Source organism: Dactylosporangium darangshiense (assembly GCF_039537565.1).
GTDB lineage: Bacteria > Actinomycetota > Actinomycetes > Mycobacteriales > Micromonosporaceae > Dactylosporangium > Dactylosporangium darangshiense.
In genome coordinates this window covers 63,759-89,395 of record NZ_BAABAT010000008.1, presented here as the reverse complement: position 1 = coordinate 89,395, position 25,637 = coordinate 63,759, and the positions used below count along the sequence as shown (strand labels likewise).

The 25,637-nt window shown below is 73.4% G+C and carries 29 protein-coding genes; 14 read left to right on the top strand and 15 right to left on the bottom strand.

From position 1 onward, the window contains the following. Positions 1 to 103: 103 nt before the first annotated feature. On the bottom strand, positions 104 to 1,417 hold the full coding sequence (locus ABD901_RS17405; protein WP_345127939.1) for a YbfB/YjiJ family MFS transporter: 1,314 nt from the start codon (positions 1,415 to 1,417) through the stop codon (positions 104 to 106). Positions 1,418 to 1,429: 12 nt separating this feature from the next. Then, a complete protein-coding gene (locus tag ABD901_RS17400; RefSeq protein ID WP_345127938.1) occupies positions 1,430 to 2,419 on the bottom strand; it encodes an alpha/beta fold hydrolase in 990 nt (329 codons plus the stop codon). A gap of 107 nt (positions 2,420 to 2,526) precedes the next feature. On the opposite strand from ABD901_RS17400, the gene ABD901_RS17395 reads away from it, so the two are divergent. Next, positions 2,527 to 3,114, top strand: a complete 588-nt coding sequence (locus ABD901_RS17395; protein ID WP_345127937.1) for a TetR/AcrR family transcriptional regulator — start codon at positions 2,527 to 2,529, stop codon at positions 3,112 to 3,114. 60 nt (positions 3,115 to 3,174) lie between these two features. Here the strand turns inward: ABD901_RS17395 and ABD901_RS17390 are convergent, their stop codons facing one another. From ABD901_RS17390 to ABD901_RS17380, 3 genes are read right to left on the bottom strand one after another with little or no spacing between them, the layout of a single operon-like run. Continuing rightward, positions 3,175 to 3,384 (bottom strand): hypothetical protein, encoded by a 210-nt coding sequence (locus ABD901_RS17390; RefSeq protein WP_345127935.1) that lies wholly within the window; start codon positions 3,382 to 3,384, stop codon positions 3,175 to 3,177. After that, a complete protein-coding gene (locus tag ABD901_RS17385) occupies positions 3,333 to 3,521 on the bottom strand; it encodes a hypothetical protein (RefSeq protein WP_345127934.1) in 189 nt (62 codons plus the stop codon). Before ABD901_RS17385 ends, ABD901_RS17390 begins: the two co-directional genes overlap by 52 nt. A gap of 11 nt (positions 3,522 to 3,532) precedes the next feature. Continuing rightward, positions 3,533 to 4,126: a DUF4232 domain-containing protein gene (locus ABD901_RS17380; protein WP_345128200.1), complete on the bottom strand. Its 594-nt coding sequence runs from the start codon at positions 4,124 to 4,126 to the stop codon at positions 3,533 to 3,535. Between the two features lie 84 nt (positions 4,127 to 4,210). Here ABD901_RS17380 and ABD901_RS17375 point away from each other — a divergent pair, with 84 nt between their 5' ends. Beyond that, positions 4,211 to 5,047 carry an SDR family oxidoreductase gene (locus tag ABD901_RS17375; RefSeq protein ID WP_345127933.1) on the top strand — a complete coding sequence of 279 codons (837 nt, stop codon included), beginning with the start codon at positions 4,211 to 4,213 and terminating at the stop codon, positions 5,045 to 5,047. A gap of 121 nt (positions 5,048 to 5,168) precedes the next feature. Here ABD901_RS17375 and ABD901_RS17370 read toward each other — a convergent pair whose 3' ends face one another. Next, entirely contained in the window at positions 5,169 to 6,449 is a 1,281-nt protein-coding gene (locus tag ABD901_RS17370) for an alpha-hydroxy-acid oxidizing protein (RefSeq protein ID WP_345127931.1), read from the bottom strand. Positions 6,450 to 6,487: 38 nt separating this feature from the next. Between ABD901_RS17370 and ABD901_RS17365 the strand changes: the two genes are divergently transcribed. Next, positions 6,488 to 6,946: a hypothetical protein gene (locus ABD901_RS17365; RefSeq protein ID WP_345127930.1), complete on the top strand. Its 459-nt coding sequence runs from the start codon at positions 6,488 to 6,490 to the stop codon at positions 6,944 to 6,946. Positions 6,947 to 6,992: 46 nt separating this feature from the next. Here the strand turns inward: ABD901_RS17365 and ABD901_RS17360 are convergent, their stop codons facing one another. Next, entirely contained in the window at positions 6,993 to 7,877 is an 885-nt protein-coding gene (locus ABD901_RS17360; RefSeq protein WP_345127928.1) for a helix-turn-helix domain-containing protein, read from the bottom strand. 103 nt (positions 7,878 to 7,980) lie between these two features. Between ABD901_RS17360 and ABD901_RS17355 the strand changes: the two genes are divergently transcribed. After that, positions 7,981 to 9,363, top strand: coding sequence for an MFS transporter (locus ABD901_RS17355; RefSeq protein ID WP_345127927.1), 1,383 nt, complete (start codon positions 7,981 to 7,983; stop codon positions 9,361 to 9,363). Here the strand turns inward: ABD901_RS17355 and ABD901_RS17350 are convergent. Genes ABD901_RS17350 through ABD901_RS17340 form a run of 3 tightly spaced genes read right to left on the bottom strand, consistent with a single transcriptional unit; the run spans position 9,360 to position 11,852 of the window. After that, positions 9,360 to 10,460: a hypothetical protein gene (locus ABD901_RS17350; RefSeq protein WP_345127926.1), complete on the bottom strand. Its 1,101-nt coding sequence runs from the start codon at positions 10,458 to 10,460 to the stop codon at positions 9,360 to 9,362. The two genes, ABD901_RS17355 and ABD901_RS17350, sit on opposite strands and share 4 nt — an antisense overlap. A gap of 25 nt (positions 10,461 to 10,485) precedes the next feature. After that, positions 10,486 to 11,508 carry a hypothetical protein gene (locus ABD901_RS17345; protein WP_345127925.1) on the bottom strand — a complete coding sequence of 341 codons (1,023 nt, stop codon included), beginning with the start codon at positions 11,506 to 11,508 and terminating at the stop codon, positions 10,486 to 10,488. Continuing rightward, positions 11,505 to 11,852 (bottom strand): PadR family transcriptional regulator, encoded by a 348-nt coding sequence (locus ABD901_RS17340; RefSeq protein WP_345127924.1) that lies wholly within the window; start codon positions 11,850 to 11,852, stop codon positions 11,505 to 11,507. Before ABD901_RS17340 ends, ABD901_RS17345 begins: the two co-directional genes overlap by 4 nt. Positions 11,853 to 12,044: 192 nt before the next feature. Here ABD901_RS17340 and ABD901_RS17335 point away from each other — a divergent pair, with 192 nt between their 5' ends. The 3 genes from ABD901_RS17335 to ABD901_RS17325 all read left to right on the top strand — a co-directional run bounded on the left by ABD901_RS17335 (position 12,045) and on the right by ABD901_RS17325 (position 15,871). Further along, positions 12,045 to 12,707 (top strand): zinc ribbon domain-containing protein, encoded by a 663-nt coding sequence (locus ABD901_RS17335; protein WP_345127923.1) that lies wholly within the window; start codon positions 12,045 to 12,047, stop codon positions 12,705 to 12,707. 1 nt (position 12,708) lies between these two features. After that, positions 12,709 to 14,103: a hypothetical protein gene (locus tag ABD901_RS17330; RefSeq protein WP_345127922.1), complete on the top strand. Its 1,395-nt coding sequence runs from the start codon at positions 12,709 to 12,711 to the stop codon at positions 14,101 to 14,103. Between the two features lie 166 nt (positions 14,104 to 14,269). Beyond that, the gene (locus tag ABD901_RS17325; RefSeq protein ID WP_345127921.1) at positions 14,270 to 15,871 is read left to right on the top strand and encodes a glycoside hydrolase family 10-like protein; all 1,602 of its coding nucleotides are present in this window, start codon (positions 14,270 to 14,272) and stop codon (positions 15,869 to 15,871) included. A gap of 21 nt (positions 15,872 to 15,892) precedes the next feature. Here the strand turns inward: ABD901_RS17325 and ABD901_RS17320 are convergent, their stop codons facing one another. Next, complete coding sequence (locus ABD901_RS17320) at positions 15,893 to 16,732, bottom strand: SDR family oxidoreductase (protein WP_345127920.1); 840 nt, start codon at positions 16,730 to 16,732, stop codon at positions 15,893 to 15,895. 81 nt (positions 16,733 to 16,813) lie between these two features. Here ABD901_RS17320 and ABD901_RS17315 point away from each other — a divergent pair, with 81 nt between their 5' ends. Continuing rightward, the gene (locus ABD901_RS17315) at positions 16,814 to 17,188 is read left to right on the top strand and encodes a winged helix-turn-helix transcriptional regulator (RefSeq protein ID WP_345127919.1); all 375 of its coding nucleotides are present in this window, start codon (positions 16,814 to 16,816) and stop codon (positions 17,186 to 17,188) included. 13 nt (positions 17,189 to 17,201) lie between these two features. On the opposite strand, the gene ABD901_RS17310 is transcribed toward ABD901_RS17315, so the two are convergent. Next, a complete protein-coding gene (locus tag ABD901_RS17310) occupies positions 17,202 to 17,348 on the bottom strand; it encodes a hypothetical protein (protein WP_345127918.1) in 147 nt (48 codons plus the stop codon). 90 nt (positions 17,349 to 17,438) lie between these two features. On the opposite strand from ABD901_RS17310, the gene ABD901_RS17305 reads away from it, so the two are divergent. Together ABD901_RS17305 and ABD901_RS17300 are read left to right on the top strand one after the other, a co-directional pair. Then, positions 17,439 to 18,464 carry an LLM class flavin-dependent oxidoreductase gene (locus ABD901_RS17305; protein WP_345127917.1) on the top strand — a complete coding sequence of 342 codons (1,026 nt, stop codon included), beginning with the start codon at positions 17,439 to 17,441 and terminating at the stop codon, positions 18,462 to 18,464. Positions 18,465 to 18,488: 24 nt separating this feature from the next. Continuing rightward, positions 18,489 to 19,370, top strand: a complete 882-nt coding sequence (locus tag ABD901_RS17300) for a diacylglycerol/lipid kinase family protein (RefSeq protein WP_345127916.1) — start codon at positions 18,489 to 18,491, stop codon at positions 19,368 to 19,370. Here the strand turns inward: ABD901_RS17300 and ABD901_RS17295 are convergent. Beyond that, positions 19,360 to 19,893 carry a TetR/AcrR family transcriptional regulator gene (locus ABD901_RS17295; RefSeq protein ID WP_345127915.1) on the bottom strand — a complete coding sequence of 178 codons (534 nt, stop codon included), beginning with the start codon at positions 19,891 to 19,893 and terminating at the stop codon, positions 19,360 to 19,362. The two genes, ABD901_RS17300 and ABD901_RS17295, sit on opposite strands and share 11 nt — an antisense overlap. A gap of 61 nt (positions 19,894 to 19,954) precedes the next feature. Here ABD901_RS17295 and ABD901_RS17290 point away from each other — a divergent pair, with 61 nt between their 5' ends. After that, positions 19,955 to 20,449, top strand: coding sequence for an SRPBCC family protein (locus tag ABD901_RS17290; RefSeq protein ID WP_345127914.1), 495 nt, complete (start codon positions 19,955 to 19,957; stop codon positions 20,447 to 20,449). A 34-nt stretch (positions 20,450 to 20,483) separates the two neighbouring features. Then, on the top strand, positions 20,484 to 21,383 hold the full coding sequence (locus tag ABD901_RS17285; protein ID WP_345127913.1) for a GNAT family N-acetyltransferase: 900 nt from the start codon (positions 20,484 to 20,486) through the stop codon (positions 21,381 to 21,383). A 114-nt stretch (positions 21,384 to 21,497) separates the two neighbouring features. On the opposite strand, the gene ABD901_RS17280 is transcribed toward ABD901_RS17285, so the two are convergent. Beyond that, the gene (locus ABD901_RS17280; RefSeq protein WP_345127912.1) at positions 21,498 to 22,034 is read right to left on the bottom strand and encodes a PadR family transcriptional regulator; all 537 of its coding nucleotides are present in this window, start codon (positions 22,032 to 22,034) and stop codon (positions 21,498 to 21,500) included. Here ABD901_RS17280 and ABD901_RS17275 point away from each other — a divergent pair. Together ABD901_RS17275 and ABD901_RS17270 are read left to right on the top strand one after the other, a co-directional pair. Beyond that, entirely contained in the window at positions 21,924 to 23,276 is a 1,353-nt protein-coding gene (locus ABD901_RS17275) for an SDR family NAD(P)-dependent oxidoreductase (RefSeq protein WP_345127911.1), read from the top strand. The genes ABD901_RS17280 and ABD901_RS17275 overlap by 111 nt on opposite strands. Continuing rightward, positions 23,273 to 24,454 carry an SDR family NAD(P)-dependent oxidoreductase gene (locus ABD901_RS17270; protein ID WP_345127910.1) on the top strand — a complete coding sequence of 394 codons (1,182 nt, stop codon included), beginning with the start codon at positions 23,273 to 23,275 and terminating at the stop codon, positions 24,452 to 24,454. Before ABD901_RS17275 ends, ABD901_RS17270 begins: the two co-directional genes overlap by 4 nt. 365 nt (positions 24,455 to 24,819) lie before the next feature. On the opposite strand, the gene ABD901_RS17265 is transcribed toward ABD901_RS17270, so the two are convergent. After that, positions 24,820 to 25,479, bottom strand: coding sequence for a class I SAM-dependent methyltransferase (locus ABD901_RS17265; protein ID WP_345128199.1), 660 nt, complete (start codon positions 25,477 to 25,479; stop codon positions 24,820 to 24,822). Positions 25,480 to 25,637: the final 158 nt, after the last annotated feature.

Below are 25,637 nucleotides of genomic sequence, written 5' to 3'. Positions count from 1 at the left end.
CGAACAGGTTCGCGGCGCGTCGTTGCGCGGTGAACGGCGAGGTCTGCGGTGGATGGTTCATCAACCAGGACGAACCTTAGACACCGCAGACCTCGTGGCCGGGTCACGCTGGTTGCCGGACCTCGCCGGCCGGCGCGCCCGCACCTCGGGCCGCGACCACGGCGGCCGCGGCGCACAGGGCCGCGGTCCAGACGAGCGCGGCGGCCGGGGTCGTTCGGTCGGCGACCAGGCCCGCCAGCCACGGCCCGGCCATCTGACCGGCGGCGAACACGACCGTCAGCCGGGCGACGACGGTCGTCACCCGCCCGTGCGCGGCCTTGCCTCGCGCGATCCCGGTGACGGCGGCCGGCACGGCCATGAAGCTGGACCCGAAGGCGAGCGCCGATGCGGCGACAACCACCGGCTGCGGCCAGAGCCAGGCGACAATGGCGGCGATCGCCAGCACGGCGAGGGGCACGGCCGGCCGCTGGACCGCCGGCGTCGCCAGGACGGCGAGCCCCAGCAGCGCCCACACGCCCGCCACCAGCCCCGCGCTCGCTGTTCGACTCTGCAGATACGACGACAGAAACGTCAGATACGCCAGGTACCCAGCCGCGAACAACGCGTAGGCGACAGCAACGCGCCAGAGCCGCGCTCCCCTCGCAACCGGGCGTGCCGACTCACCCACCGCGCGTAGCACGGTTCGCATCGCAACGTCCGACGAGCTCGTTCGATTCGCGGAGTCCGTTCGATTCGCCGTGCCCAGTTGGCCCGGCGAGCTCGGCTGGCCCAGCGACTTCGGCTGATCTGGCGAGCTCGGCCGATCTGGTTCCTTCGTTTGATCCGGTCGGCGGGCCGGCTCCATGAGGTCCGGCCGGTCCGTCGCGGCGGTGGCGGTCGGGGCGGCGGCGGTCCAGGCGGCGGCGGTGCACCCGGCGGCGGCCACGGCGAGGAACAGCCAGGCGAGCGGCCAGCGACCCGCGTCCGGTGCGAGCAGCGGCGGCAGCACCGCGCCGCTGATCGCGATCCCGACCCCGGTGCCCGCAAAGAACGTGCCGCCGGGGGCGAGCACGGCACCGGTGACGAACACCAGCGCTCCCGCAAGCCCGGTGACCGCGCGGGTCAGCAGCAGCACCGCGTACGCGGCGCCACCGGCCGGCAACGCTCCGGCGGCGGCCGTCGCGCCGATGGACGCCGCGCAGATCGCGAGCCCCAAACGGAATGTGGTCACCGTCCCCCAACGCGCTGTCACGGGCGGCGTCATCAACGCCCCGACGAGGTACCCGGCGCCGTTGGCCGTCGACAGCGTGGCGGCCGTGCCCAGCGACCAGTGCAGGTCGGCGGTCATGGCCGGCAGCACCAGCCCGTACGCGAACCGGCCGAGGCCGATCGCGCACGCACTGCCGAGCGCGATCCGCGCGATCCGCGAGTTCCCCACGATCGCCCTCGGTCAGGTCGTCGAGCGCGGCGCGGTCAGGAACGAGGCCAGGGTCGTCGTGAGCCCCACCCGCGAGTCCGACAGTGCGTGATCGGTGTCGAACCGGGCGTGACGGAACCCCGGGAGGTGTGCGTACGCGTCGACGAGCGGCCGAAAGTGCACGTCCGGCTCCGCAACGGTGTCGCGGTCGGCGCCGACGAGCAGCACCGGCCGGTCCCCCAGCCGCTCGGCGAGCGCCGCCAGACCCCAGGCCGCACCCGCCTGGCGCATCTCCGCCACGAGGGCGGGGCCACTCGTCCCGGTGAGCGGCAGGAGCTCCTCGCCGAACGCCGCCTCGTACGCCACCCTCCGCGCCGGGTCGACGGCGGCCAGTTGTCCCGCGGCGCCGAGGTCGAACGCGGCGATCGCGGCAACCGCGCGGATGTGCGGATCACCGGCGGCGGTCATGAGCGCCGCGAACCCGCCGAGGCTGTGCCCGACGAGCGAGATCTGTCCCGTATCCACCGAGATCTGTCGCGCATCCACCAAAGGCCGTCCCGCATCCACCAAGGGCCGTCCCGCATCCACCGAGAGCCGTCCCGCATCCACCGAGAGCCGTCCCGCATCCACCAAGGGCCGTCCCGCATCCACAGAGATCTGTCCCGCATCCGCCGAAAGCCGCCCCGCGTCGGCTTCGGACAGTGCTCCCTCGCGCACGGAGGCGAGCACGTTGCGCACGTCGGCGAGGACGTTCCCCCACGACCACTCCCCGCCGGTCCCCCACGACCCACGGTAGTGAAACGTCAGCACCGCAAACCCAACCCGCCGCAACGCCTGCGCAACGTCGGCGTTGCGCTCGTTGCCCGGAAACCCGTTGAGCATCACCACGAGCGGATGCGGGCCGTCGCCCGCCGGCGTCAGCAACACGCTCGGCAACCGAACCCCGTCGCTGTCGAACACCGGCGTGCTCATCGCGGCCCGTGGCCCATCGGTCACCGGTCGATCGGCAAACAGCAAGTCCATGACGCCCTCGATCCCCTCGACGCCGACCCACGTCACATCGAACCGATCGGTTCGATGTCATGTGGAGACGGTAGCAGTCGATCGAACCGATCGGTACCATCAACCGCATGCCAGTTGCGAAGGGTGCGGCGCTGGACCCGGCGCAGACGCGCACGGCCCTGCTGGATGCCGCGACCCGCCTGTTCTACGAGCGTGGCCTGGACGGCATCGGCATCGCCGACCTGTGCGCGGCGGTCGGATCGTCGAAGGAGACGCTGTACCGGCACTTCGGCTCGAAGGACGGGCTGGTCCAGGCGGTGCTGGAGCGCCGCAGCGATCGCGTGACCAACTGGCTACGCTCCGCGGCCGAAGATGCCGGCGACGATCCGTTCGCTCGCCTGGACGCCGTCTTCGCGGCCCTCGGCACCTGGTACGCGGAGCCCGGCTTCCGCGGCTGCGCCATCCTCAACGCGGCGGCCCAGCGCCACGAGGACCCGGCCCGCACGGTCGCGGTGCGCCACCTCGACCGGCGGCTCGAGCTGCTGACCGGCATCGCGCAGGCCGCCGGCGCCGCCGACCCGGCCGAGACGGGCCGCCAGCTGCTCATGCTCGTGGCCGGCGCAACCACGTTGGCCGACCACCGGGGCGATCCAACCGCGGCCGAGGCGGCCCGCGGGGCGGCGCACACGATCCTGCGCGCCGCCGCGGCAGGCTAGAGCAGCCGCGGCAGGGTAGAGCAGCCGCGTCGGGATTGACTGCGAGTTCGGAGCCGTCACTCAGCGTTGCTCGGGCACGTCCAGCAGGATGTCGGCCAAGGCTCGATAGACCCTGGCCACGCGCTGTGGCGGGGCGTCCACCGTCAGGTCGAGGCGGGGGCCGATGCCCAGCCTGGCCGCGGGGACCTCGTGCAGGTCGAGCTCCAGGCGGCCGCCGGTCATCCGCCAGCCGCGCACGGCGGACTCGACGCACTCACGCTTTCGTTGCACAGCACGTGGGTCTCGCCGTCGTCGTCCCAGGTTGCGCGCGTGAAGTGCAGGACCGTACCCGCCTCGCCGGGGCCCTCGGCCAACGTCAGTTTCATCACGTCGTCGACGAACTCGTAGTGCGTGTACGACATCAGCACAATCCGTCACTCTATAGCCACACGCTCACCTCCAGGCGGCCCGTGTTGCCGAGGTCGAGAGGGGCCGGCGGGCGCACGACCTGGGCCGGCGCGCCGGGCACGGGGGCTATCGAGAGGTACACGCCGCTCACCGCGACCACGGTCGAGTCGGTGACGGTGTTGCGCCACGACATGATCGCGGTGACGCTCTGTCCCGGTTCCAGGGTCACCGGGTGCGCGGACTGGGTGTAGTGCGCGCTGGGGACCACTGCGACCTCGAGGGGCTCGTGGTCCTTGCCGAGCACCACGATCTCGGGGCGGCCGGATGCCTCGAACGGGCGATCGCCGCAGTTGGTCATCCGCAGGGGCATCTCGCGGTACCCGGACGCGGCGTCGCCGCGCTCGGCCTCGATCCGCACGCCCGGCGCCGGGCAGGCGACGTCCTCGGGAGAAGCCGACGCCTGCGCCGTGGGGCGGACGTTGGACGGCTCCTGCCCGGGTCGGGCGCAAGCGGCAAGTCCCGCGGCAAGCAGCACGACCGGCAGCCCGCGCACCCACGCAGACGCCGGCAAAGCGAGCGATCCGCGCATGTGGAAGAACGGCGGCAAAGCGAGCAATCTGCGCATGTTCACGGGTCGATCTTGCATGAGGTACCGACGGAGGAAAAATGCGGCCCGAAGCTGTCCGCATCTGTCGTTAGCGTCATTGGCATGATTCTCGTAGTCGGTGCCACCGCATTCTTTGGCCGGCAGGCCGTCGAGACCCTGGCCGCGCGTGGCGTGGCCGTGCGCGCGCTCACCCGCAACCCGGACGCCGCGGGGCTGCCCGCCGGCGTCGACGTCGTCAAGGCCGACCTGACCGAGCCCGAGTCCCTCGACCCGGCGCTGGAGGGGGTGACGGCGGTGCTGCTCGTGCTGCCGTTCGGTATGGATGCCGGTGCGCTGCTGGAACGGGCCCGCGGGCGGAAGATCGTCGTGTTGTCGTCCGGGGCGATCGAGGACGACGAGGCGGGCCAGCCCGACGTCATCGCCGCGTACCACCACGATCTCGAGCGGGCCGTCGCCGAGGTCACTCCACAGTGGACGGCGCTTCGGATCCTGTTCCCGGCGATCAACACGCTGTCGTTCGGCCACCAGATGGCGCACGGCGACGTGGTGCGGGTGCCGTACCCGGGTGCGAGCAGCACCGCGGTGCACGAGCTCGACGTGGCGGAGGCGGCGGCCGCGGTGCTGACCGGCGACGGGCATGCCGGGCGCGTCTACACGCTGACCGGGCCCGCCGCGCTGACCCAGGAGGACCAGGTTTCGGTACTCGCCGAAGCCCTCGCCCGCCCGCTGCGCACCGAGGCGGCCGACCCGGCGGCGGTGCTGGATCAGCTGTCGATGTTCATGGACCGCGACTTCGCCGGCGCGCTGCTCGGCCTGCTGGGGCGGGCCGAGCGGGAGCCGGCCCCGTTGACGTCCACTGTGGAGGATCTGACCGGCCACCCCGCCCGCCCGTACGCCGAATGGGTCCGCGCGAACCTACCGGCCTTCTCGAGCAACTGAGCACACTTTCGCCCGCGTTTATCTCCTGTCAGGGTATAAATCCGACAAGTCGTGGCGCGCCAGCGCCCGACTTGTCGGGAAAGCCCACCCGCCGAAGGCCGAAAGAGAAGGAGCCGGCCGATCAGTGCGGAGCAGGGGTCAGCAGCGACGGGGACAGGGACGACAGCGACGCGGTGCCGGTCAGGGCCATCGTCAGGTCCAGCTCCGCCACCACGTTCTCCACCACCTGCCGCACCCCGTCGGCGCCGGCCAGGGCCAGCCCGTAGATGTGCGGCCGCCCGAGCAGGCAGGCGTTCGCGCCGAGGGCAAGGGCCACGAACACGTCGGCGCCGGTGCGGATGCCGCTGTCGAGCAGCAGCGTCGGGGAAGGGCCGAGTGCGGCGCGGATCGACACCAGAGCGTCCAGGGAGGCTATGGCGTTGTCGACCTGGCGGCCGCCGTGGTTCGACACGATGATGCCGTCCACGCCGGCCTCCAGGGCGCGGCGCGCGTCGTCGGGGTGCAGGACGCCTTTGACCAGGATGGGCAGGGCGGTGCGGGCGCGCAGCGTGGACAGGCGGGACCAGTCCAGGCCGGGGTTGGAGTAGATGTCGAGGAACGTCTCGACCGCCGCGCGCGGCTCCGGCGAGCGCAGGTTGCGCCAGAAGCCGCCGGGGTGCTCGCGGGACATCGACAGCAGGGTGCGGATGGCGCCCAGGGTGACGCGAGTGGGTGCGGTGCGCGGTGTGGCGGCGCGCTCGCGGGCGAGCTGCATGAAGCGCGGGTCGGACGTGTACTGCGCGATGCCCTGGCCCCGCGCGAAGGGCAGCGAGCCGAGGTTGAGGTCCTGCGGGCGCCAGCCGAGCAGCGTCGTGTCCAGGGTGACGACGATGGCGCGGGCGCCGCAGGCCTCGGCGCGGCCGACCAGGGAGTCGACGAGGGGCTCATCCGTGGACCAGTAGAGCTGGAACCAGAACGGGGTGCCGGCCATGGCGGCGGCGGTGCGCTCCATCGGGCTGCAGCCTTGGTTCGACAGGACGTACGGGACGCCGGCGGCCGCGGCGCCTTGCGCGATGTGCACGTCGCTGTCGCGGCGGACCAGGGCGCCGGCGCCCACGGGGGCCAGCAGCAGCGGTGCGCGCAGGGGTGTGCCGGCGACCTCGGTGGACAGGTCGCGCTCGACGATGCCGTGCGCCATGCGCGGGACGATGCGCCAGCGGTCGAAGGCCTCCCGGTTGTGGCGCATGGTGGCGCCCTCCCCGGCGCCGCCGGCCACGTACGCCCACGCCGCCCGCGACATGCGCCGCCTGGCCCGCCGCTCGAGCTCGGCGGCGTCGGTGGGCACGGACGGGCGGCTGCCGAGGGTGCCCTCGCGGTACACGATGCCCTGACGGAGGCGGCCGGGGCCGATGCGCGCGGTCATGGCCGCACACCGTACCCGCGCCGGGTACCGTACGGGCGATGGGCCTGCCGAGCGCCGAGGAGATCCGGGACGCGACGTGCGTCGCGTGCCCGGCGCAGGCCCTCGCGCTCGGCGCGTTCGACGTCGCGGAGCGGCCCGGGCCGCAGCACCCCTACGACTCGGGGCGCGGCTACCGTGTGCACGCCGCGACCGGCACCCCGACGTGCGTGCACCCCTACCGCGTGGGCGTGCCGCCGGCGGCGTACGCGTCCCGGCGGGTGCCGCTGCCGGACGGGGACGAGCCGGCACCGGCGGTGCAACCGGCCGACCTCGAGCTGCCGGACGACCCGACGCTGCTGGAGGCGTGGCTGATCGCCGTGGTGCGCGCGGCGCCGCCGGCCGCCCTGGGCGCGGCGCTGGGCCGCGCGGAGACGGCCGCGGCGGCGCGCTTCGACGACGGCGAGGTGGTCGCCGCGCTGCGGCGCGTGCTCACGAACGAGCTGGCGCGGAGCCGCTGAAGCGCGGCAGCGGCGCAGCCGGGCCGGGCCGCGAAAGGCCGCGTGCTCACGAACGAGCTGGCGCGGAGTCGCTGAAGCGCGGCAACGGCGATCCGTCCCGGACGGCGGCGGCCAGCAGCTGCAGCGCGGCGTGCGACGGCGAGCCCGGCTCGGCGGTCCAGGTCAGGAACAGCTGGTCGGAGGCGTCGGGGCGCATCACCTCCTGGACCAGGGTCATACGCCCGACGACGGGGTGGCGGTACTCGCGCACGTGCGCCATGCACTCGTCGATCGCGTGGTCGGCCCACAGCTGCGCGAAGCGCGGGCTGCGCACGCACAGGTCGCCGACGAGGGCGGCGAGCGCCGGGTCGTCGGCGTGCCGGGCGGCGAGCATGCGCAGGTAGGCGACGGACTCGCGGGTCTTGCCGGGCCAGTCGGCGTACAGCTCCCGCATGTGGGCGTCCAGGAACAGCATCCGCACCTTGTTCGGCCGCTCGCCGGGCCGGCCGGCCAGGGACGGGTCCACGTGGCCGGCCAGGAACGCGTGCCCGAGCCGGTTCCAGGCCAGCACGTCGCCGAAGCGGCCGAGGAGCACCGCCGGCACGTCGCTCATCGCGTCGATGAGCTGTCGCACGCCGGGCCGCGCCCGCTCCACCTCGGGCGCGCGGGCCGCGGCCGGCGCGGCGGGCCGGGCCAGGGTGAACAGGTGCCGGCGCTCGAGCTCGGTGAGGCGCAGCGCCCGGGCGAGGGCGGCGAGGACCTCGTCGGAGGCGTTCTGGCTCTGGCCCTGCTCGAGGCGGATGTAGTACGACACGCTGACGCCGGCCAGCTGCGCCAGCTCCTCGCGGCGCAGCCCGGCGACCCGGCGCCGCTCGCCGTAGGACGCCAGGCCGACGTCCTCGGGCCGTAGCCCGGCGCGGCGCGACTGCAGGAACTCCCCCAAACCCTCCACCGGTCCGAGTCTGCCAGGCGCGGGAGCACACAGCCTGCCACTGCCAGTGGTACCAACGGCGAAGGGCTTCCTCGAAGATCGCCGCCGCCCGCAGGCTTCGGCCATGACCGCACTCCTCGAGGCCGCCTCCGCGCGGCTGTCCGGCCGGCAGCGGGTGACGCTGCTGCTGTTGCTGGGCGCCCAGTTCATGCTCGCCGTCGACTTCTCGATCCTCAACGTCGCGCTGCCGGCGATCGGCGCCGGCCTGCACTTCGCGCTGGCCGACCTGCAGTGGGTGGCGACCGCGTTCGCGCTGCCGGCGGCGGGCTTCACGCTGCTGTCCGGGCGGGTCGCCGACCTGTTCGGGCGCCGGCGGCTGTTCCTGACCGGCCTGGCGCTGCTGGTACTCGCATCGCTGCTCGGCGGGCTGGCGCAGTCGCAGGCCCAGCTGCTGACCGCGCGGGTGCTGCAGGGCTTCGCCGCGGCGCTGGCCACCCCGGCGGCGCTGAGCCTGCTCACGACCGAGTTCCCGGAGGGACCGCTGCGCGAGCGCGCCCTGGGCCTCAACGGCGCCCTGCTCTCGGGCGGGTTCACCGCCGGCGCGCTGCTCGGCGGCGTGCTCGCCGACGCGCTGAGCTGGCGCTACGCGTTCCTGCTCAACGTGCCGGTGGCCCTGCTGATCCTCGTCGCCACGCCGTTCGTGGTCGGGCCGGGGCGCTCGGCCCAGCGCCCGCGCCTGGACATTCCCGGCGCCGTGACGGTCACGGCCGGCCTGCTGCTCCTGGTGTACGGCCTGAGCCAGGGCGCCCGCCTGGGCTGGGCGAGCCCGATCGTGCTCGGCGCGCTCGCCGGCGCCGCGGTGCTGCTGGCCGCGTTCTGGCGCATCGAGCGGCGGGCCGCCGCCCCGCTCGCCCCGGTGGCGATCCTGCGCCGCCCGACGGTGCGCTGGGGCAACCTCGGCGGGCTGCTGGTGTTCGCGATGGGCTCGGCCGTGGTGTTCCTCGGCACCATCTACCTGCAGGACGTGCTCGGCTACACGCCGCTGGCGACCGGCCTCGCGTTCGGCGTCCCCGGCGTGGCGGCGGTCTTCGCCGGCGTCCTCGGCGGGCGGCTCATCGGCCGGTTCGGCCGACGGGTCACGCTGGTCGGCGGCCTGTCCGTGCAGGCGCTGGCGTTCGCGACCCTGGCGCTGCTCGGCGACTCCCGCGCCATGTACGCGCCGCTGCTGCTGGCCCTGGCCGTCGGCTTCTTCGGCCACGTGGCCGCCATCGTGGCGTACACGGTGACGGCCACCTCCGGCCTGCCCGACGCCGAGCAGGGCCTGGCCACAGGCCTGAGGACGCTGACGCAGCAGGTGGCGCTCACGGTCGGCATCCCGCTCATGAGCGCGGTGGCCGCGGCGGGCCCGACGGTCCTCGGCGGTATCCACGCCGCGGTGCTCACCGACGCGGCCATCACCCTCGCCGGTGCGTACGCCATCCACCGCGGCCTGCGCCGCGTCGCCTAGGGCAGGGCCTCAGCGGCGGGGCGGGGCTTCGGCGGGGCGAGGACGGCAGCCACGAGGATGCCGAGCAGCGCCTGGACGACCGGCAGTCCGGTGTACACCTCGACCACCGGCTCCGGCCGGCCGCCGCCGATCGCCGGGGCGAGCATGAAGTCGGGCGCGGCGGCGAAGGCGGCGGCCAGGTACGCCGCCCAGGTCACCAGCGGCGCGACGCCCGCGAAGGCCAGCACGCGGGCCGGGCGGTCGGGCGCCGGGCGCAGCACCCACCGGGCGAGCGCGTCGAGGACCAGGCCCGCCGGCGGCAGCCACAGCACCATGGCGGGGTCCTCGAGGCCGGTGATCGCCGCGCAGAACGCCGCGACGGCGGTGTAGATGATGGTGACGGTACCGAAGGGCGGCGCCCAGCGCCGGGCGATCGCGACCAGCGGCACGGTCAGCAGCAGCCCCGTCACGACGACGGTCGTCGCCAGGCGGGAGGCGAACCCGCCCCCGCCGGCCTCGGAGACGCCGAGCACGACGTCGGTGCTGCTCATGGTCATGGCGTTGGCGTACTGCAGCAGGAGCAGCACCACGATCGTGGCGAACGCGCCGGACAGCACCGCCGGCAGCAGCCGGCGCAGCCCCGGGTCGGCGGGCACGGCCGGGTCGGCGGCGGCGGAGCGCACCGGCGCGGTGAGGATGAGCACCATCGCCGCGCCGAGCCCGAGGTGCGTTGGGCTGAACAGGATGTTGATGTTCTGCTCGATGCCGAAGATGGTGTGCCAGGTCGCGTCGCCCATGCCGCACAGCGCGAACAGCACGACCCCGGCGACGGCCGGCGTGTATCCGGCCGGGATCGCCGGCAGGTCGAGGGGCCGGGTGCGCCAGGCGCCGCGGGCGTGCCACAGCACCCAGGCGGCGACGGCGACGAAGCCCGAGTACAGCACCGCGTGCCACGGCGTCCAGAACGACTCGAGGTCGGAGCGGGTGTTGTGCGCCCACGCGTCGAGGGCGACGCCGGCGGTGAGCCACGCGCCGAACAGCGCGGTGCCGAGGTTGGTCCCGTAGCTCGCGACCCGTCCGGAGCGAAGCACCGGCGGCGCGACAGACGTGCTGGACAAGGCGGCTCCCTGTGGGGTGCGGCGGTCAGGACAGGGCGTGCAGGCGGCGGCGGGTGCTGCGGCGCAACGGAAGGAGCACGGCGAACACCGCTGCGCACTCGGCCAGTCCCAGCAGGACGGTGTCGCCGGTGGCCCAGCCGGGCCGGGTGGCGTAATCGACGAGCGTGACCAGGCGCAGCGCGAGCGCGGTGCCGGCGAGCACCGCGAGGGCGTGCGTCCAGTCCGGGTCGCGGCCCGGTCCGCGCAGGGCGTGCACGGCGGCGCCGGCGACCACCGCCGCGCAGGACAGGCCGGGCCAGTCGAACAGCACCGCCGCATCGGCGACGGGCGCGACGAACATGCCCGCCCCGGCCGCCGCGGCGGCGACAGGCAGGGCGAGCAGCCAGGACCGGCGCCGGGGCGCGGGGTCGGCCTCGAACGCCGCGAGCGCCACCACGAGCAGCACGTCGAGGGCGACGCCGGCCCAGAGCATGGCGAGGAACGGCTGGGGGCCGCCGGCGATCGCGATCCCGGTCGAGGCCACCGCGCTCATCGCCGGCACGACGAGGGCGACCGCGGCGAGGACGCGGGCCGCCCGCCAGTGCCCGGCCACGAGCGTGGCGAACGCGGGCAGCCAGAGGATCCCGGCCGCGTTGAGCGCCACGGTCCACGGACCGGTCGCCAGGCCCTGCGACCACTCGGCCGGTGGCGCGGGCAGCAGCGGCAGCCGGCCGCTCAGCCAGGCCTGGAAACCGGCCTGGTCCAGGGCGAGCGCGGCATGGGAGAAGAGCACGCACAGGGCGGCCAGGCGCAGGGCGGCGCCCCACGCAACGTACCGCGGCGGCGGGGCGCCCGCCGTGCCGATGCGCAGCCGGACCGCGAGCCACGCGACGCTGGCGACCTCCGGCCAGGGCGGGCGGCCGTAGTCGGCCTGGTACTCGGGGTCGTCGGTGCGCATGGTCGCGAGGAACACGGCGACCATGTCCTCCTCCCAGACCCGCCGGTATGCGGCCGGGAGCAGGCGCAGCACCCGCCGGTAGCGCTCCTCGAGACGGTTGCGGGTGCTCATGCCGGACCGCCGTGCGTGCGGGCCCGCCACGCGCGCAGCCGGGCGTTGGCGATGCGGGCGTTGGACGCCTGGCGGGCGGCCTCCTCGGCGAGCGTGTGGTGGCCGGCATCGGTGAGCCGGTAGTAGCGGCGCAGCCGGCCCTCGTGGACCTCGTCGCGGTCCGGCTCGGCCAGCCCGTCGCCGACGAGCCGGTCGAGGACCCCGTAGAGGGTGCCGACCTTGAGCTTCACACGGTCCTTGGACAGCGCGGCGACCTCGCCGACGATGGCGTATCCGTGCCGCGGCCCGCCGGCGAGCGCGGTGAGCACGAAGAACGCCGGCTCGGTCAGCGCCGTTGCTCCCATACGACCCAATATATCGGCGCGCAGGATATCGTGGCAACGCTTCCCAACCATGCAGTGGCACGTGATGGTTTTGCCCTGGTCAGGCGGCCGATCAGGGGATGTCGTATGGCCGACTTGCCGATCATGTCTACGCCGGGCAACAGGTACAAAAATGATGGAAGGCCGGTTGTTCTCGATTGGGGTTGGCTGCCGATGGCTGGCATGGTGCCGTTCACCAACAACTACTCGGACCACTCCACGCGCGAGGGGTATCAGTTCGAGTTCAACTGCATGCGGTGCGGGAACGGGTACTCCTCGTCGTTCCAGCACTCGGTCACCGGCTTCGGCGGGCGCCTGCTGCGCATGGGCGGCGACCTGCTCGGCGGCGAGATCGGCTCCAAGGCCGCGCAGGTCGGCTGGGACGCCGAGTGGATGCGCGACGGCGTGCGCGGCTCGACCCGCGACAAGGCCCTCGCCAAGGCCGCCGACGAGATGCAGGTGTACTTCACCCAGTGCCACCGCTGTGGTCAGTGGGTCTGCCAGCAGGTCTGCTGGAACAACGAGCGCGGCCTGTGCACGAGCTGCGCGCCGCGCCTGGACCAGGAGATCGCCGGCATGCAGGCGGCGGCCCAGGTCAACCAGCTGCACGACAAGATCCAGCAGGTCGACTGGACGCGCGACGTCAACTATCGCGACCAGGCCGTTGGCCGGTGCCCGTCGTGCATGAACGAGACCGGCGGCGGCAAGTTCTGCCAGCACTGCGGCACGCCGCTGGCCGCCGCGCCGGCGCAGCAGAAGAAGTTCTGCGGCAACTGCGGCACACCGACCACGCCCGGGGCGATGTTCTGCGCCGAGTGCGGCCAGTCGACGGCCTGACGTGCGCTTCCGGCTGATCGCCGACGGCGGTGCCCTGCTCGACGAGGGCGACGGCACCGCCGAGCTGGCCGGCGGCGCGCTGCTCGTGACGCCGCACAACGGCGCGGTCCTGCGGGTCGCGCCGGCCGACGTCGTCGAGATCAGCGAGCCGGAGCCGTACACGGTGCGCCTCGCCCTGTCCGACGGCGCCCGCCTCGAGCTCACCCGCCTCGGCCACATGCGCACCCAGCTGCTCGCCGAGCTCGCCGACGCGCGGGTCGCCGACACCGAGCGCGTCCTGCTGCTCGACGGCGTCGGCACCCCCGAGACGTTTCCGGGCGCGGCCGACGGCGCTCCGGCCGAGCTGCGCCTCTACGACGACGCCCTCGTCGTCGTGCCGACCGGGGGCCTCGCCGAGAAGTTCCCGTACGCGTTCATCCGTGGCGTCACGACCGACCCGACCGGGTACACCGTCTTCCTGGACGTCCCCGGCCGCCCGCCGGTGACGGTGGGGCGCCTGGCCCGGCGTACCGGCGAATTCCTGGAACTGCTGCGGACCCGCACCGGCGCCGCGGCCGGTCGCACGGCGCACTTCCTCGCCGCCCTCCTGCCGGGCCTCGGCCCGGTCGCGCTGCGCTCGGTCGCGGCCCTGCTGCGCGACGGCCTGGCCGCCGCCCGCACGGACCTGGAGGCGGTCGAGCCGACCGTGTTCACCGCGCTGCTCGACGCCGCGTGCGCGCCCGACCGCGCCGCGGGCGCACGGCAGCTCCTCACGTCCGGCACGGCGTGGCTCGGCTTCAAGCAGACCGTTTCGGTACAGCGGGAGGGCTCCGGCGCCTCCCCGTGGCGCGACTCGGCCCGCCCGCCGGTCCTCGACCACGACGGCCGCGCGGGCCACTTCGCCTCCGGCGCGCCGGGCATGTTCGCCGCCGCCGCGATGTCCTTCGACGGCCCGTTCGACGCCTACGGCCCCACCCTCGCCTACGGCATGCTGGGCTTCGGCGCCGGCCTGCAGACCCCGAACGGCGGCGGCCCGCACCTGCCGCGCCAGGTCTTCCCGCACGAGCGCGTCACACCTGCCTACACCGACTACGACGCGCTCGAGCCCGCCGTGCTCGCCTTCCTGCTGGTGCTGACCCCGTCCGGTCACCTGGTCTACGAGGTGCTGAACGCCCCCGACCACGCCACGTACGTGTTCACCTGCCGCGACGCCGACCAGGCCGCCCAGCTCAACCGGGCCCTGGACCTGCTGTCGTTCCGTGTCGAGGGCATCTCCGCGGACGCGTCCTCGGCGGGTTCGCAGTACCGCAAGGCGGCGCAGCGCCTGCCCGCCTTGCGCGTGCTGCGCGAGCGGTTCACGGGCCGCGCCATCCACACCGAGGCGTGGTCCTCGCAGCTGGACGCGCTGCTCGGCTGACGTGGACTTTTGCGACAGGTCGGGCGCTGGCGCGCCACGACTTGTCGGATTTATACCCCGACAGGCGGTAAATGCCAGGCATTGTGGATTGTTGAAACTTGCCAACCTTCACGGTTCAATGGGCGGAATATTTCGTCATCGAACTTCGCGGATGAAGGTGGCGCCCATGTCCGTACGCGCTCGCCGGCTGCTCGCCACAGCCGCCGCCCTGGCCATGCTCACCGCCGTACCCCTCACCGGCCCGTCCGCCGCCGCCGCGGCGCCGGCGTGCGCGGTGGACCAGGCCACGCCGAAGCACCAGATGCGGGCGATGTGGATCGCCAGCGTCGTCAACATCGACTGGCCCAGCGCGCCGGGCAAGAGCCCGGACGAGCTCAAGGCCGAGTACGACGGCTGGCTCGCGCTGGCCAAGTCGCTCAACTTCAACGCCGTCGTCGTGCAGGTGCGCCCGCACGCCGACGCGTTCTGGCCCTCGCCGTACGAGCCGTGGTCGCAGTACCTGACCGGGGTCGCGGGGCAGGACCCGGGATGGGATCCGCTGGAGTACCTGGTGCGGCGCGCACACGAGGAGAACCTCGAGTTCCACGCGTGGTTCAACCCGTACCGGGCCAGCATGCCCGCGCCCGGCGGGGCGGGAACCGACCTCGCCAAGCTGCCCGCGAACAGCCCGCTGCGGGTGCACCCCGACTGGGCCGTGCCCTACCCGGTGAACAACGCGGCCGGCCGGCTCTACTTCAACCCCGGCATCCCCGAGGCCCGCGCGTTCGTCGAGACCGCCATCATGGACGCCGTCACGCGGTACGACATCGACGGCGTCCACTTCGACGACTACTTCTACCCGTACCCGGCCGCCGGGCAGGACTTCGGCGACGACGCCACCTTCGCGCAGTACGGCGCCGGCTTCGCCACCAAGGGCGACTGGCGGCGCGACAACATCGACCAGCTGGTCCGGGAGATGGATCAGCGCATCCACGCCGCCAAGCCGTGGGTGCGCTTCGGGGTGAGCCCGTTCGGCATCTGGCGCAACAAGGCCGCCGACCCGCTCGGCTCCGACACCAACGGCACGCAGTCCTACGACGCCAACTTCGCCGACACGCGCAAGTGGGTGAAGGAGGGCTGGATCGACTACATCGTGCCGCAGGTGTACTGGAACATCGGCTTCGCCGTCGCGGACTACGCGAAGCTCGTGCCGTGGTGGGCCGACGTCGTCGCGGGCACCGACGTGCAGCTCTACATCGGCCAGGCCGACTACAAGGTCGCCGCGGCCGGGCAGCCCGCGGCCTGGTTCGACCCGGACGAGCTGTCGAAGCACCTGACGTTCAACCGGCAGTACCCGCAGGTGCAGGGCGACGTGCACTTCAGCGCCGTCCAGGTGCGCGCCGACCGGCTGGGCTCCGAGACGATCCTCGCCGCCGAGCACCGCAGCCGGCCGGCCTTCCCGCCGGCGTGGGGGCCGGCCGAGCCGCTGATGTTCCCGGTCATCACCGCCGTCCGGCACACCGGCGCGGGCACGAGCCTGCGCTGGCGGCCGACGGCGAGCGGCGCCGGGCCGTTCGGCGAGGTCGCGTCCTACGGCGTGTACCGGCTGGACGGGGTGACCGCGCCCGGCGCGTGCGCCCTCGCGGACGCGTCCCACCTCGTGGCCACCGTCCGCGGTACCGAGTGGACGGACGCGACCGCCGAGCCGGGCCGCCACTACACGTACGTGGTGACGGCCCTGGACCGGCGCTGGCACGAGAGCCCGCCGAGCCCGCCCCGCTGGTCGTGAGCGCCGGGCCCGCCGGCCGCCTCAGCCCCCGAAGGCGAAGGCGTGCCGGCGGGCCCACTCGGCGAACGAGCCCGGCTTGCGGCCGAGCACGGCCTCGACGTCGGGGCTGACCGCCGACTCCTGCGGCAGCGGGCGGCCGAGGATCTCCAGGGTGCCGTCGGCGACCGGCTCCGGCATGAAGGCGAGCATCTGCGCGCGGGCCTCCTGCGGCGTCTGCTCCACGAACCGCACCGGCCGGCCGATCGCCTCGGCGATGGCCGCCGCCCGCTCCGGCGGGGTGCTCGCCTCGGGCCCGGTCAGCGTGTACGTCCGGCCGGCGTGCCGCTCGTCCAGCAGCGCCGCCGCCGCGACCGCCGCGATGTCGTCCGGGTCGACGATGGGCAGGGCGACGCCGGCGTACGGCGCGTAGGCCACCCCGGCCGTGCGGATGGACTCCGCCCAGGCGTAGGCGTTGGTGGCGAAGCCGCCCGGGCGCAGCACCGTCCACGCCAGGCCCGACTCCCGCACCAGGTCCTCGAGCGCCCGCAATGGGGCGTGCGAGAACGCGTCCGGGCGGGTGCCGGCGGCCTGCGAGGACTGCAGCACGATCCGGCGCACCCCCGCGTCCCGCGCCGCGGCAATGATCGCCCGGCCGTCCAGGTGCGCGCCCGCACCCGACACGAGCAGATAAAAGGCCTCGGCCCCGGCCAGGACCGGCGCCAGGCTCGCCGGGTCGGCCAGGTCCGCGCGCACGTGACGCGCCTCATGCGGTACCACATCCGGCGCACTTCGGGAGAACCCCGTAACCTCCGCGCCCGCGTCCGCCAGCGCCGACACCAGCGTCCGTCCGACGTTGCCCGTCGCGCCGCTCACCACGATCATGACCGCTCCTCAGTGGGGTTGTTCGCTATCGAGAGGAAAGCTAACATCGAGGAGACAGTAGGTACCTAGAGGAAAGTGGCTATGCGCGAGGACACCATCCCGGAGCTGGCGTGCCCCATCGCGCCGGTCGTCGACATCGTGTTCAGCCGGTGGACCACACCGATCCTGTGGACCCTGCACCAGCACGGCCGGATGCGCTTCAGCGAGCTCGAGCGGCGCATCGGCACCATCACCGCGAAGGTCCTGACCCAGCGGCTGCGCCAGCTCGAGCGCGACGGGCTCGTGCTGCGCACCTACACGCCGGAGATCCCGCCCCGCGTGGAGTACGAGATCAGCGAGGTCGGGCAGAGCCTCGGGCCGCTGTTCGCGTCGCTGTCGGACTGGGCGGGCGCGCACCTGCCGGCCGTCGACGCGGCCCGGACCGAGTACGACGCATCCGGCCGGCCCCGGCCCTGAGCCGCGACGGCCGTCAGGCGGTGACGACCGGCCAGGCGAAGGCGAGCAGAGCGCAGGCGGCGCCGAGGAGGGCCAGGTTGACGGCGCGGAACGGGACGGGAAGGGCCGCGAGCACGAGCAGGATCACGGCGAGGATGTAGAGCACGGCCTGTGCCGACATGGCAGCCTCCGAGTGGGGGGATCCGGACTGCGCAAGAGAGTGCCCCCTCACCGTCCACATGAAACACTCGAACGCGCACATGGAGAATCGATGCCAGCACCTGATGTACCGCTGCGGAAGCTTGGGTTCCTGACCATCGGGTTGTTCGATCCCGACGAGCCCGCCGCCGGGCATGCCACCACGCTCGACGTGATCGGGCTCGGGGAGCGGCTCGGGTTCGACAGTGCCTGGGTGCGGCATCGGCATCTGCAGTACGGGATCTCCTCGCCGCTGACCGTGCTCGCGGCCGCCTCGCAGCGGACCACGCGGATCGAGCTGGGGACGGCCGTGATGCCGCTGGGGTGGGAGAATCCGCTGCGGCTGGCCGAGGACCTCGCGACCGTGGACCTGCTGTCGGGCGGGCGGCTCAATCCGGGAGTCAGTGTCGGGCCGCCGATGCAGTACGAGCGCGTCCGGGAGGCGTTGTATCCGGACACCGGCGATGCCGAGGACTTCAGCTACGCACGGGTCGAGCGGCTGCTGAGCTTCGTGCGCGGGGAACCGGCCAGCGACTTCGCGGGGGTCGAAGGGTTCGAGGTGTTCTCGCACCGCGTCGAGCCGCACTCGCCCGGGCTGCAACAGCGGATGTGGTATGGCGGGGGGAGCCTCCGGTCCGCGCAGTGGGCCGGCGAGCACCGCATGAACCTGCTCACCAGCAGCGTCGTGAAGGCCGAGGGCGACGCGGCGCCGGACTTCGCGGCGATCCAGCTGGGCCACGTGCGGGCGTTCCGTGCCGCGCATCCGGACGGCGAGCGTGCCCGGGTGTCGCAGGGGCTCGTGGTCATTCCGACGGACTCGGCATCGGCCAAGCAGCGGGAGAAGTACGCCGAATACGCGGCCAAGCGGCTGCCGCGCACGGCCGAGCCGCAGGGGCCGGGGCGGCTGCTGTTCGCACCCGACCTCGTCGGGACGGCCGAGGAGATCGCCGAGCGGCTGTACGGGCACGCGGCGTTCCGGGAGATCGACGAGGTGGCGTTCGCGCTGCCGTTCACGTTCGAGCACGACGACTACGTGCAGATCCTGACCGACATCGCGGAGCGGCTCGGGCCGGCGCTGGGCTGGCGACCGGCGAGCTGAACCCGTTCGCCTTATGGTTGGCGCGTGCTGGTGCTGACCAACGAGCTTGCGGGGCGTACCGAGGCGGAGAACGTCGATGCGGTGCTCCGGGTGCTGCGTGCGGGCGGGGCCGAGGCCGAGGTGGCCGCGTGCCATAGCGCGGCCGAGCTCGACGGAGCGCTCGACGCGCGCGGCGGGCGACGGCTCGTGGTCGTCGGGGGCGACGGGTCGCTGCACAACGTCCTCGCGGCACTCTGGCGGCGGGGCGAGGCGAGCGCATGCGAGGTGGCGGTCGTGCCGCTCGGGACCGGCAACGACTTCGCCCGTGGCACGGGCATCCCGGTCGATGACCTGGGCGCGGCGGCCCGCATCGCCCGCGACGGCGCGGCCCGGGCGATGGACCTCATCGTGTCCGGCGGGAACGGGGTCGTGGTCAACGCGGTGCACGTCGGGGCCGGCGCCGACGCGGCCCGGCGGGCGCTGCCGCTCAAGCGGCGGCTGCGCATCGCCGCGTTCCCGATCGGGGCGGTGCTGGCCGGGTTCGCGGCGAAGGGGTGGCGGCTGCGGGTGAGCGCCGACGGGCGGGTCGTGGCCCGCGGGCGGCGGCGGGTGCTCATGGCCGGCCTGTCCAACGCGCCGACGATCGCCGGCGGCACCGGGCGGCTCGGGCCGGACGCTGACCCGGCCGACGGGATGGCCGACCTGACGGTGTCGTTCGCGGTCGGGCCGCTCGCCCGGGCCGGCTATGCCCTGGCGCTGCGCCGCGGCGCGCATCCGGAACGAGCGGATGTGGTACACCTGCGGGCCCGCGAAGTCCGCATCAGCGGCGAACCCTTCCACGTCAACGCCGACGGCGAGCTGACCGGGCCGTTCACCGCCTGCTCGTGGCGGGTCGAGCCGGGCGCGTGGCGGTTCGTCAGCCCGTGAACGCCGCGAGGCCCTTGCGCCACGTCGCGTCGAGGTCGGCGCCGGGCGGGAAGCGGCCGTTGAGCTCGAGGATGACCATGCCGTGCGCGAACGACCAGATCGCCCGGGCCCGCTCCTGGTCGCCGGCAGTCGCGCGCACCAGCGGCATTGCGGCCGCGGCCTCCACGCCCGGCGCGAGCTGCTCGCGCGGGAGCGGGCGCTCGGTCATCAGGCGGTAGAGGTTGGGGCGGCGGCGGGCGAAGTCGCGGTACGCCGTGAAGAGCGCCGCGATCGGCTCGGCGGCCCCGTCGGCGGCCGCGGCGAGCACCTCGGCCTGCTCCTCGAAGCCCAGCGAGATCAGCGCCGCCTCGAGGGCCTGCTTGTCGCGCACGTGCTCGTAGAGCGACGAGGCCCGGATGCCCAGGGCTGCGCCGAGCCGCCGCATCGACAGCGCCTCCGGGCCCTCGCGCTCGAGCAGCTCGGCGGCGGTCCGGACGATCTCGCGCGCCCGCGGGGTGAGCCGATCAAGGGTCGCAGACCCCATGCGCCCACACCTCCTAACTGTGTTAGGTTAGCAGCCGAACACCGTTAGGGAGAGGGATCGCATGGACGACATCGTGGCGTACTGCCTGCGCAAGATCGGCCGGCCCAGGGTGGACTGGAAGACCCTCGTCGTATCCGGCCACGGCGAGACGCGGCTGGCACCCGACCGGCTCTGGGCGGTGTGGCAGGACCTGCCGCGCTGGCCCTCCTGGTCGCCGATCCACCGCTCGGTCGCGCCGGTCGGCGGCGGCGAGCTGACCGCCGGCGGCTCGTTCGACCAGGAGCTCGACCTGGGCTTCCCGGTCGGCGTGCAGCGCGAGCGGGCCACGTTCGACGAGCTCGAGCCGGCCGTGCGCGCCTCGTGGTCGGGCGACAAGAACGGCGTGCGCAGCTGCCACGTGTGGCGGTTCGAGGCCGCGCCGGGCGGGGGCACCCGGGTGTACAACGTGGAGCTCTTCAACGGCACCTCGATCGGCCTTGCGCGGCCGGTCCTCGGACCGCGCTGGAACCGCATGTTCCAGGGCGCCGTCGACGGGCTCATCGCTGCGGCGGGCTAGACCGCGGCATCATTGCCTGACTAAAGTCAGGTATATGGACTCCACGCTCGTCGCCGCCGTGCGGCGGTTCAACCGGACGGTCACCCAGCGCGTCGGCGCGCTCGACGACCAGTACATGGCGCGCGGACGGCCCCTCGGCCAGGCGCGGGTGCTGTGGGAGATCGGGCCGGACGGCGCCGAGGTCGCGGCGCTGCGGGCGCGGCTCGGGCTCGACTCCGGGTACCTCAGCCGGCTCCTGCGCACCCTCGAGGCGGACGGCCTGGTGACCGTCGGCCCCGCCGGCATCGAGGGCGGCGACGCGCGGGTGCGGGTCGCCGCGCTGACCGGCGCCGGCCGGGCCGAGTGGGCCGAACTCGACCAGCGCTCCGACGACCTCGCCCGCTCCATCCTCGAGCCGCTCGCCCGGGACCGGCGCGACCGGCTCGTGGCCGCGATGGCCGAGGTCGAACGGCTGCTGCTGGCCTCGATGGTGCACGTCGAGCCGTGCCCGCCGGGCGACCCGCGGGCCCGCGCGTGCGTGCGCGCCTTCGCCCGCGACCTCGCCGCCCGGTTCCCCGGCGGGTTCGACCCGGCGCTCAGCGTGCCGGTGCGCGACGAGGAGCTCATGCCGCCCGCCGGGGTGCTGCTGCTGGCCACGCTCAACGACGAGCCGGTCGGCTGCGGCGCCGTGAAGCTGCACCCGGGCGGGGTGGCGGAGATCGTGCGGGTGTGGGTGTCATCAGACGTGCGGGGGCTCGGGCTCGGCCGCCGGCTGCTGTGCGCGGTGGAGGACTACGCCGCCGCACGCGGCTGGCGCGAGGCCCGCCTCGACACCAACCGCAGCCTCACCGAGGCGATCGCGATGTACCGCTCGGCCGGCTACCGCGAGACGGCGCCGTACAACGACGAGCACTACGCCGACCACTGGTTCGCGAAGGACCTCAGCTCATCCTGAGCAGCTGCCAGCCCGCGCGCCGCGTCGGGTCGCCGAGGGCTCGGCCGGTGCGGGTCGTCGAACGGCCGGGTCAACGCCCGACATCCCCGCCGCGGCCGGAGGCGCCGCGCCTCCCTACTCCGTGCCGGACGGCAGCCGGTAGGTGCTCGCCCACTCGGCCCACCCGGCGAGCGCCTCATACACCCGGACGCCTCCCTCGATGGTGATGCGCAGCGACTGCGTCTGCGGCGAGTCCCCGAACTCCCCCGCGTCCTTGCGGCGCGCGTACTCCCGGTAGGCGGCCGCCCGCTCGGTGTAGAACTGCGCCTCCCGCTCGAGGTGCCGGGCCAGGTCGTCGGGCTCCATCAGCCAGAAGAAGCACGAGCGCAGCAACGGCTCGAGCCGCACCGTGTGGTCGACCTCGGCGCTGCTGAGCCATCGCCGCACCTCGACCAGCCCCGCGTCGGTGATCCGGTACGCCTTGCGCCCTCGCGGCCCGCGGCTGTCGATCCCGATCAGCCCATCGGCCGTCATCTTCGCGAGCTCCGCGTAGATCTTCGGATGCTGCGCCGGCCAGAGCGCCCCGAGCACTTCGTTGAAGCGCCCTGCGAGGTCGTACCCGCTGGCCGGCCCTTCGGCGAGCAGCCCGAGCAGCCCGTGCCGCAACGACATCGTCGCCTCCGTCTCACATGTCTTGACGCCTCCTCATTATCAGCTGTACTACTGGACATGTCCTACAGTACATGTCGAGAGGACCACCTCATGCCAGCGGTACTGATCACCGGCGCTACGGGCGGTATTGGCCGCGCCACGGTCCGCGCCCTGCTAGATCGCGGCCTGACCGTCTACGCCGGCATCCACTCCCTGCCGCCATCCGCAGCCACAGCGCCTCTCCCCCTTCCCCGCGACGCCACGCCTTCGCATCTCCTCGCACCCCTTCCCGGTGGCCCCGGACTCCCGAACGACGCGTTGCCTCCTCGCGACGCGTTGCCTCCTCGCGCGACCTCGTCCCGTCACGACGCCCCGTCCCCACGCGTGGCCTCGTCACCTCGCGACGCGTTGCCTCCTCGCGAGGCCGGGCTACCTCGCGATGGCGGGTCGGCGCGTGACACTGAGTCACACGACGGCCTCGGCACCCGCGGCGGCGCGAGCTCCCGCGACTCCGTCCGGGTCCGTAACGGTTTCGATGCGCAGGGTGACTTCGGCCCGGACCTCGCTGGCGCCATCCCGATCCACCTGGACGTGACGGACCCGGCAAGCGTCGCGGCAGCAGCCCGGGAGATCTCGGCACTGGAGTCCGGCCGGGGCCTGCACGCGGTGGTGAACAACGCGGGCATCATCGTCCAGGGCGCCCTCGAGCTCGTCCCCGACGAGGAGCTCCACCGCCAGTTCGACGTCAACGTCTACGGCCCGGTACGCGTGATCCGCGAGTTCCTCCCCCTCCTGCGCCAGGCCAGGGGCCGCCTGATCAACGTCACGGCCCCGACGGCCCGCGTCGCGGTCCCGTTCGCCGCGCCGATCTCGGCAAGCAAGGCCGCCCTGGCCTGGCTGTCGGAGGCCCTCCGCCTGGAGCTGTCCCCGTTCGGCATACCGGTGATTCAGGTCGAGCCCGGCGGCACCCGGACGGAGATCTTCACGAAGGCCGCAACAGCGGAGCGTGCATCTCTTGCCGGCGCCGACCCGAGCGTCGTCGCGCTCTACCGTCCGTCACTGGAGGCGGTCGCAGCGTCAACGGCGAAGCAACCTCTGGACCCGGTGTCGAAGGCGACGGACGCGATCGTCGCCGCGGTGCTCGACCGCCGCCCGCGCACGCACTACCTGGCCGGCAACGCCCGCCTGTTCGCGACCTTGGCCCGCCTCCCGCGCGGCACTCGCGACCGCCTCCTCGCCCGCACGCTGGGCCTCCCCCGATGACCCTCCGCAACGGCTGGACCCCGGACAGCAACGGCCACGGCTCCCGCGACGGCGCGGCAGCCGAACGACACAGCGAGACGACGCCGCCACAGCCGGCAACGTTCGCACCCCTCGGCACCACATCACCCACCGAGGCCGCGCCGGCACTGCCAGCCGGAGCCGGGATCGCATTGCCCGCCGAGGCCGCGGCATCACTGCCGGCCGGGGCCGCGACAGCACTGCCCACAGCGGCCACGCCGGCACTGCCCACCGCGGCCGCGACAGCACTGCCCACCGAGGCCACGCCGGCTCTGCCAGCCGGGGCCGCGACAGCACTGCTCGCCGGGGCCGGGATCGCGTTGCCCGCCGGGGCGACGGTGGTGGTCACCGGCGGGACGAGCGGGCTCGGCCGTGAGGTGGTGCGGCGTCTGGCCGGCGACGGGTACCGGGTGATCACCGTCGGGCGAGATCCGACCCGGGTCGAGGCGCTCCGCATCCAGCGGGGCACCGCGGGTCCGCACAACGTCGCGATAGCCGCAGTGGGTGACCTTTCGACCGCGGCGGGCTGTCGTTCCTTCGCCGAGTTCGTCGCCGCGCAGACCGATCACGTTGCGGCGCTGATCAACAACGCCGGGGTCATGTCGCCGCGGCGGGTGGAGACGGCGGACGGGCTGGAGCTCAACTTCGCGGTGCACCACCTCGCGCCCTTCGTCCTCACGAGCGCGCTCCTGCCACTGCTGCGCCGGTTCCCCGCGGCCCGGGTCGTTAACGTCAACAGCGCCGGCCACCAGACGAGCCTGGGCGGCCACCACAACCCGACCCTGGACTTCGACGACCTGCAGTCGCGGCGCGGATACGATCCGTTCCTCGCGTACAGTCGCAGCAAGCTCGCGAACCTGCTCTTCACGTACGAGCTCGCACGCCGTCACGGCACGGAGCTCGTCGTGAACGCGTTGCACCCGGGCGTCGTGCGCACCGACCTGGGCCGGCAGTGGCCGCGGCTGCAGGTGGCGGCGATGCAGGTGTTCGCCCTGTCGCCGGCGCGGGCGGCGGGACCCGTGGCGTCGCTGGCGATCGGCCCGGTCGGCACGCAGGGCGCCTACTACGACCGGTCGACGCCGGTCCGCTCGTCCCCGCCCTCGTACGACCGCAACGCCGCGTCGCACCTCTGGCAACTCACCGAAGCCCTTAGCGGCTAACCGAGGACCGAGCACCTCTGGGAACAAATCCTGCGCACAGTATCGGCGAGATAACGGGTCTTCATGTAGGTGCCGACGGCGCACATGTGGGCGGGCGCGGGCCCCGTAGAGCCGGAGAACAAAAATCCGCCGCGCGGTGGTGGTGCTACCGCGCGGCGGCGTTCTGCCGTCGTCCGTCGTTGCGTGCTGCACAGCGCATGGCGCATGGCGCATGGCGGCGAGGTAACGCATGCCGGTGTGCGAGGCGGCCCAATGCGCGTCTGTCCCGCACCGGCGCCTAAGACGGCGATCCCCGCGAACCTGCTGCGTTCGCGGGGATAAAGAACACGCGGCCCGGGGAGGAGACCCCGGGCCGCGCGTGGAGCTCAGGACTCGAGCGGGCGGCGGGCGATCGCGATGACCGACTGACCGAAGGGCGGGCGGAAGCCACGCTCGATGAAGCGGGTCAGCGGGGCGACCGTCGAGTCGTAGAACTTGACCATCGGGCCGGGGCCGGGCATCTGCTTGAGCAGGCACGTCGACACGTAGTAGCCGATGAGGCCGAGCGAGTTGGCGTAGTGCAGCTTCATGATCTCGAGGTCGGCTGACTTGAGGGCCGCGCGCATCGTCTTCTTCGTGTAGCGGCGCACGTGGCCGGTGGCGATGTCGGCGGGGCCCATCGCGAACGGGAACGCCGGGACGACGACGATGACGTGGCCGCCGGGGCGAACGAGCGAACGCATGGTGCGCAGGCCGCCGATGTCGTCGTCGATGTGCTCGAGGACGTTGTAGGAGATCGAGGCGCTGTGGTCGCCGTTGACCTCGCCGGGCAGCAGCAGCTCGCGGACACTGACGCCGGGGTGGTCGGAGAACCGCTCCTTGAGCGCGACAATACGGCTCGAGTCGGCCTCGGTGAGCGTCATCTTCTCGGTGTGCTCGAGCCACTCCGCCGCGTAGTCGCCGAGACCGGCGCTGACCTCGATCGGGTGGTCACCGAGGTAGGGCGTCGCGAACGCCACGAACCACTTGCGGTGGTTCTTGGCCATCGCCAGGCCTTCGAGCACCTCCGACTGGATGGCCTGGTCGCCGAGGATTGCCTCATCCGGATTCGGCACGCTGCACCCCTACGTGAATACTGATCATGTCTGGCCGAACTGGCGTAGTGTATCGGTGCTGATGCTCCCGCCACCCCCTGCGCCGGACT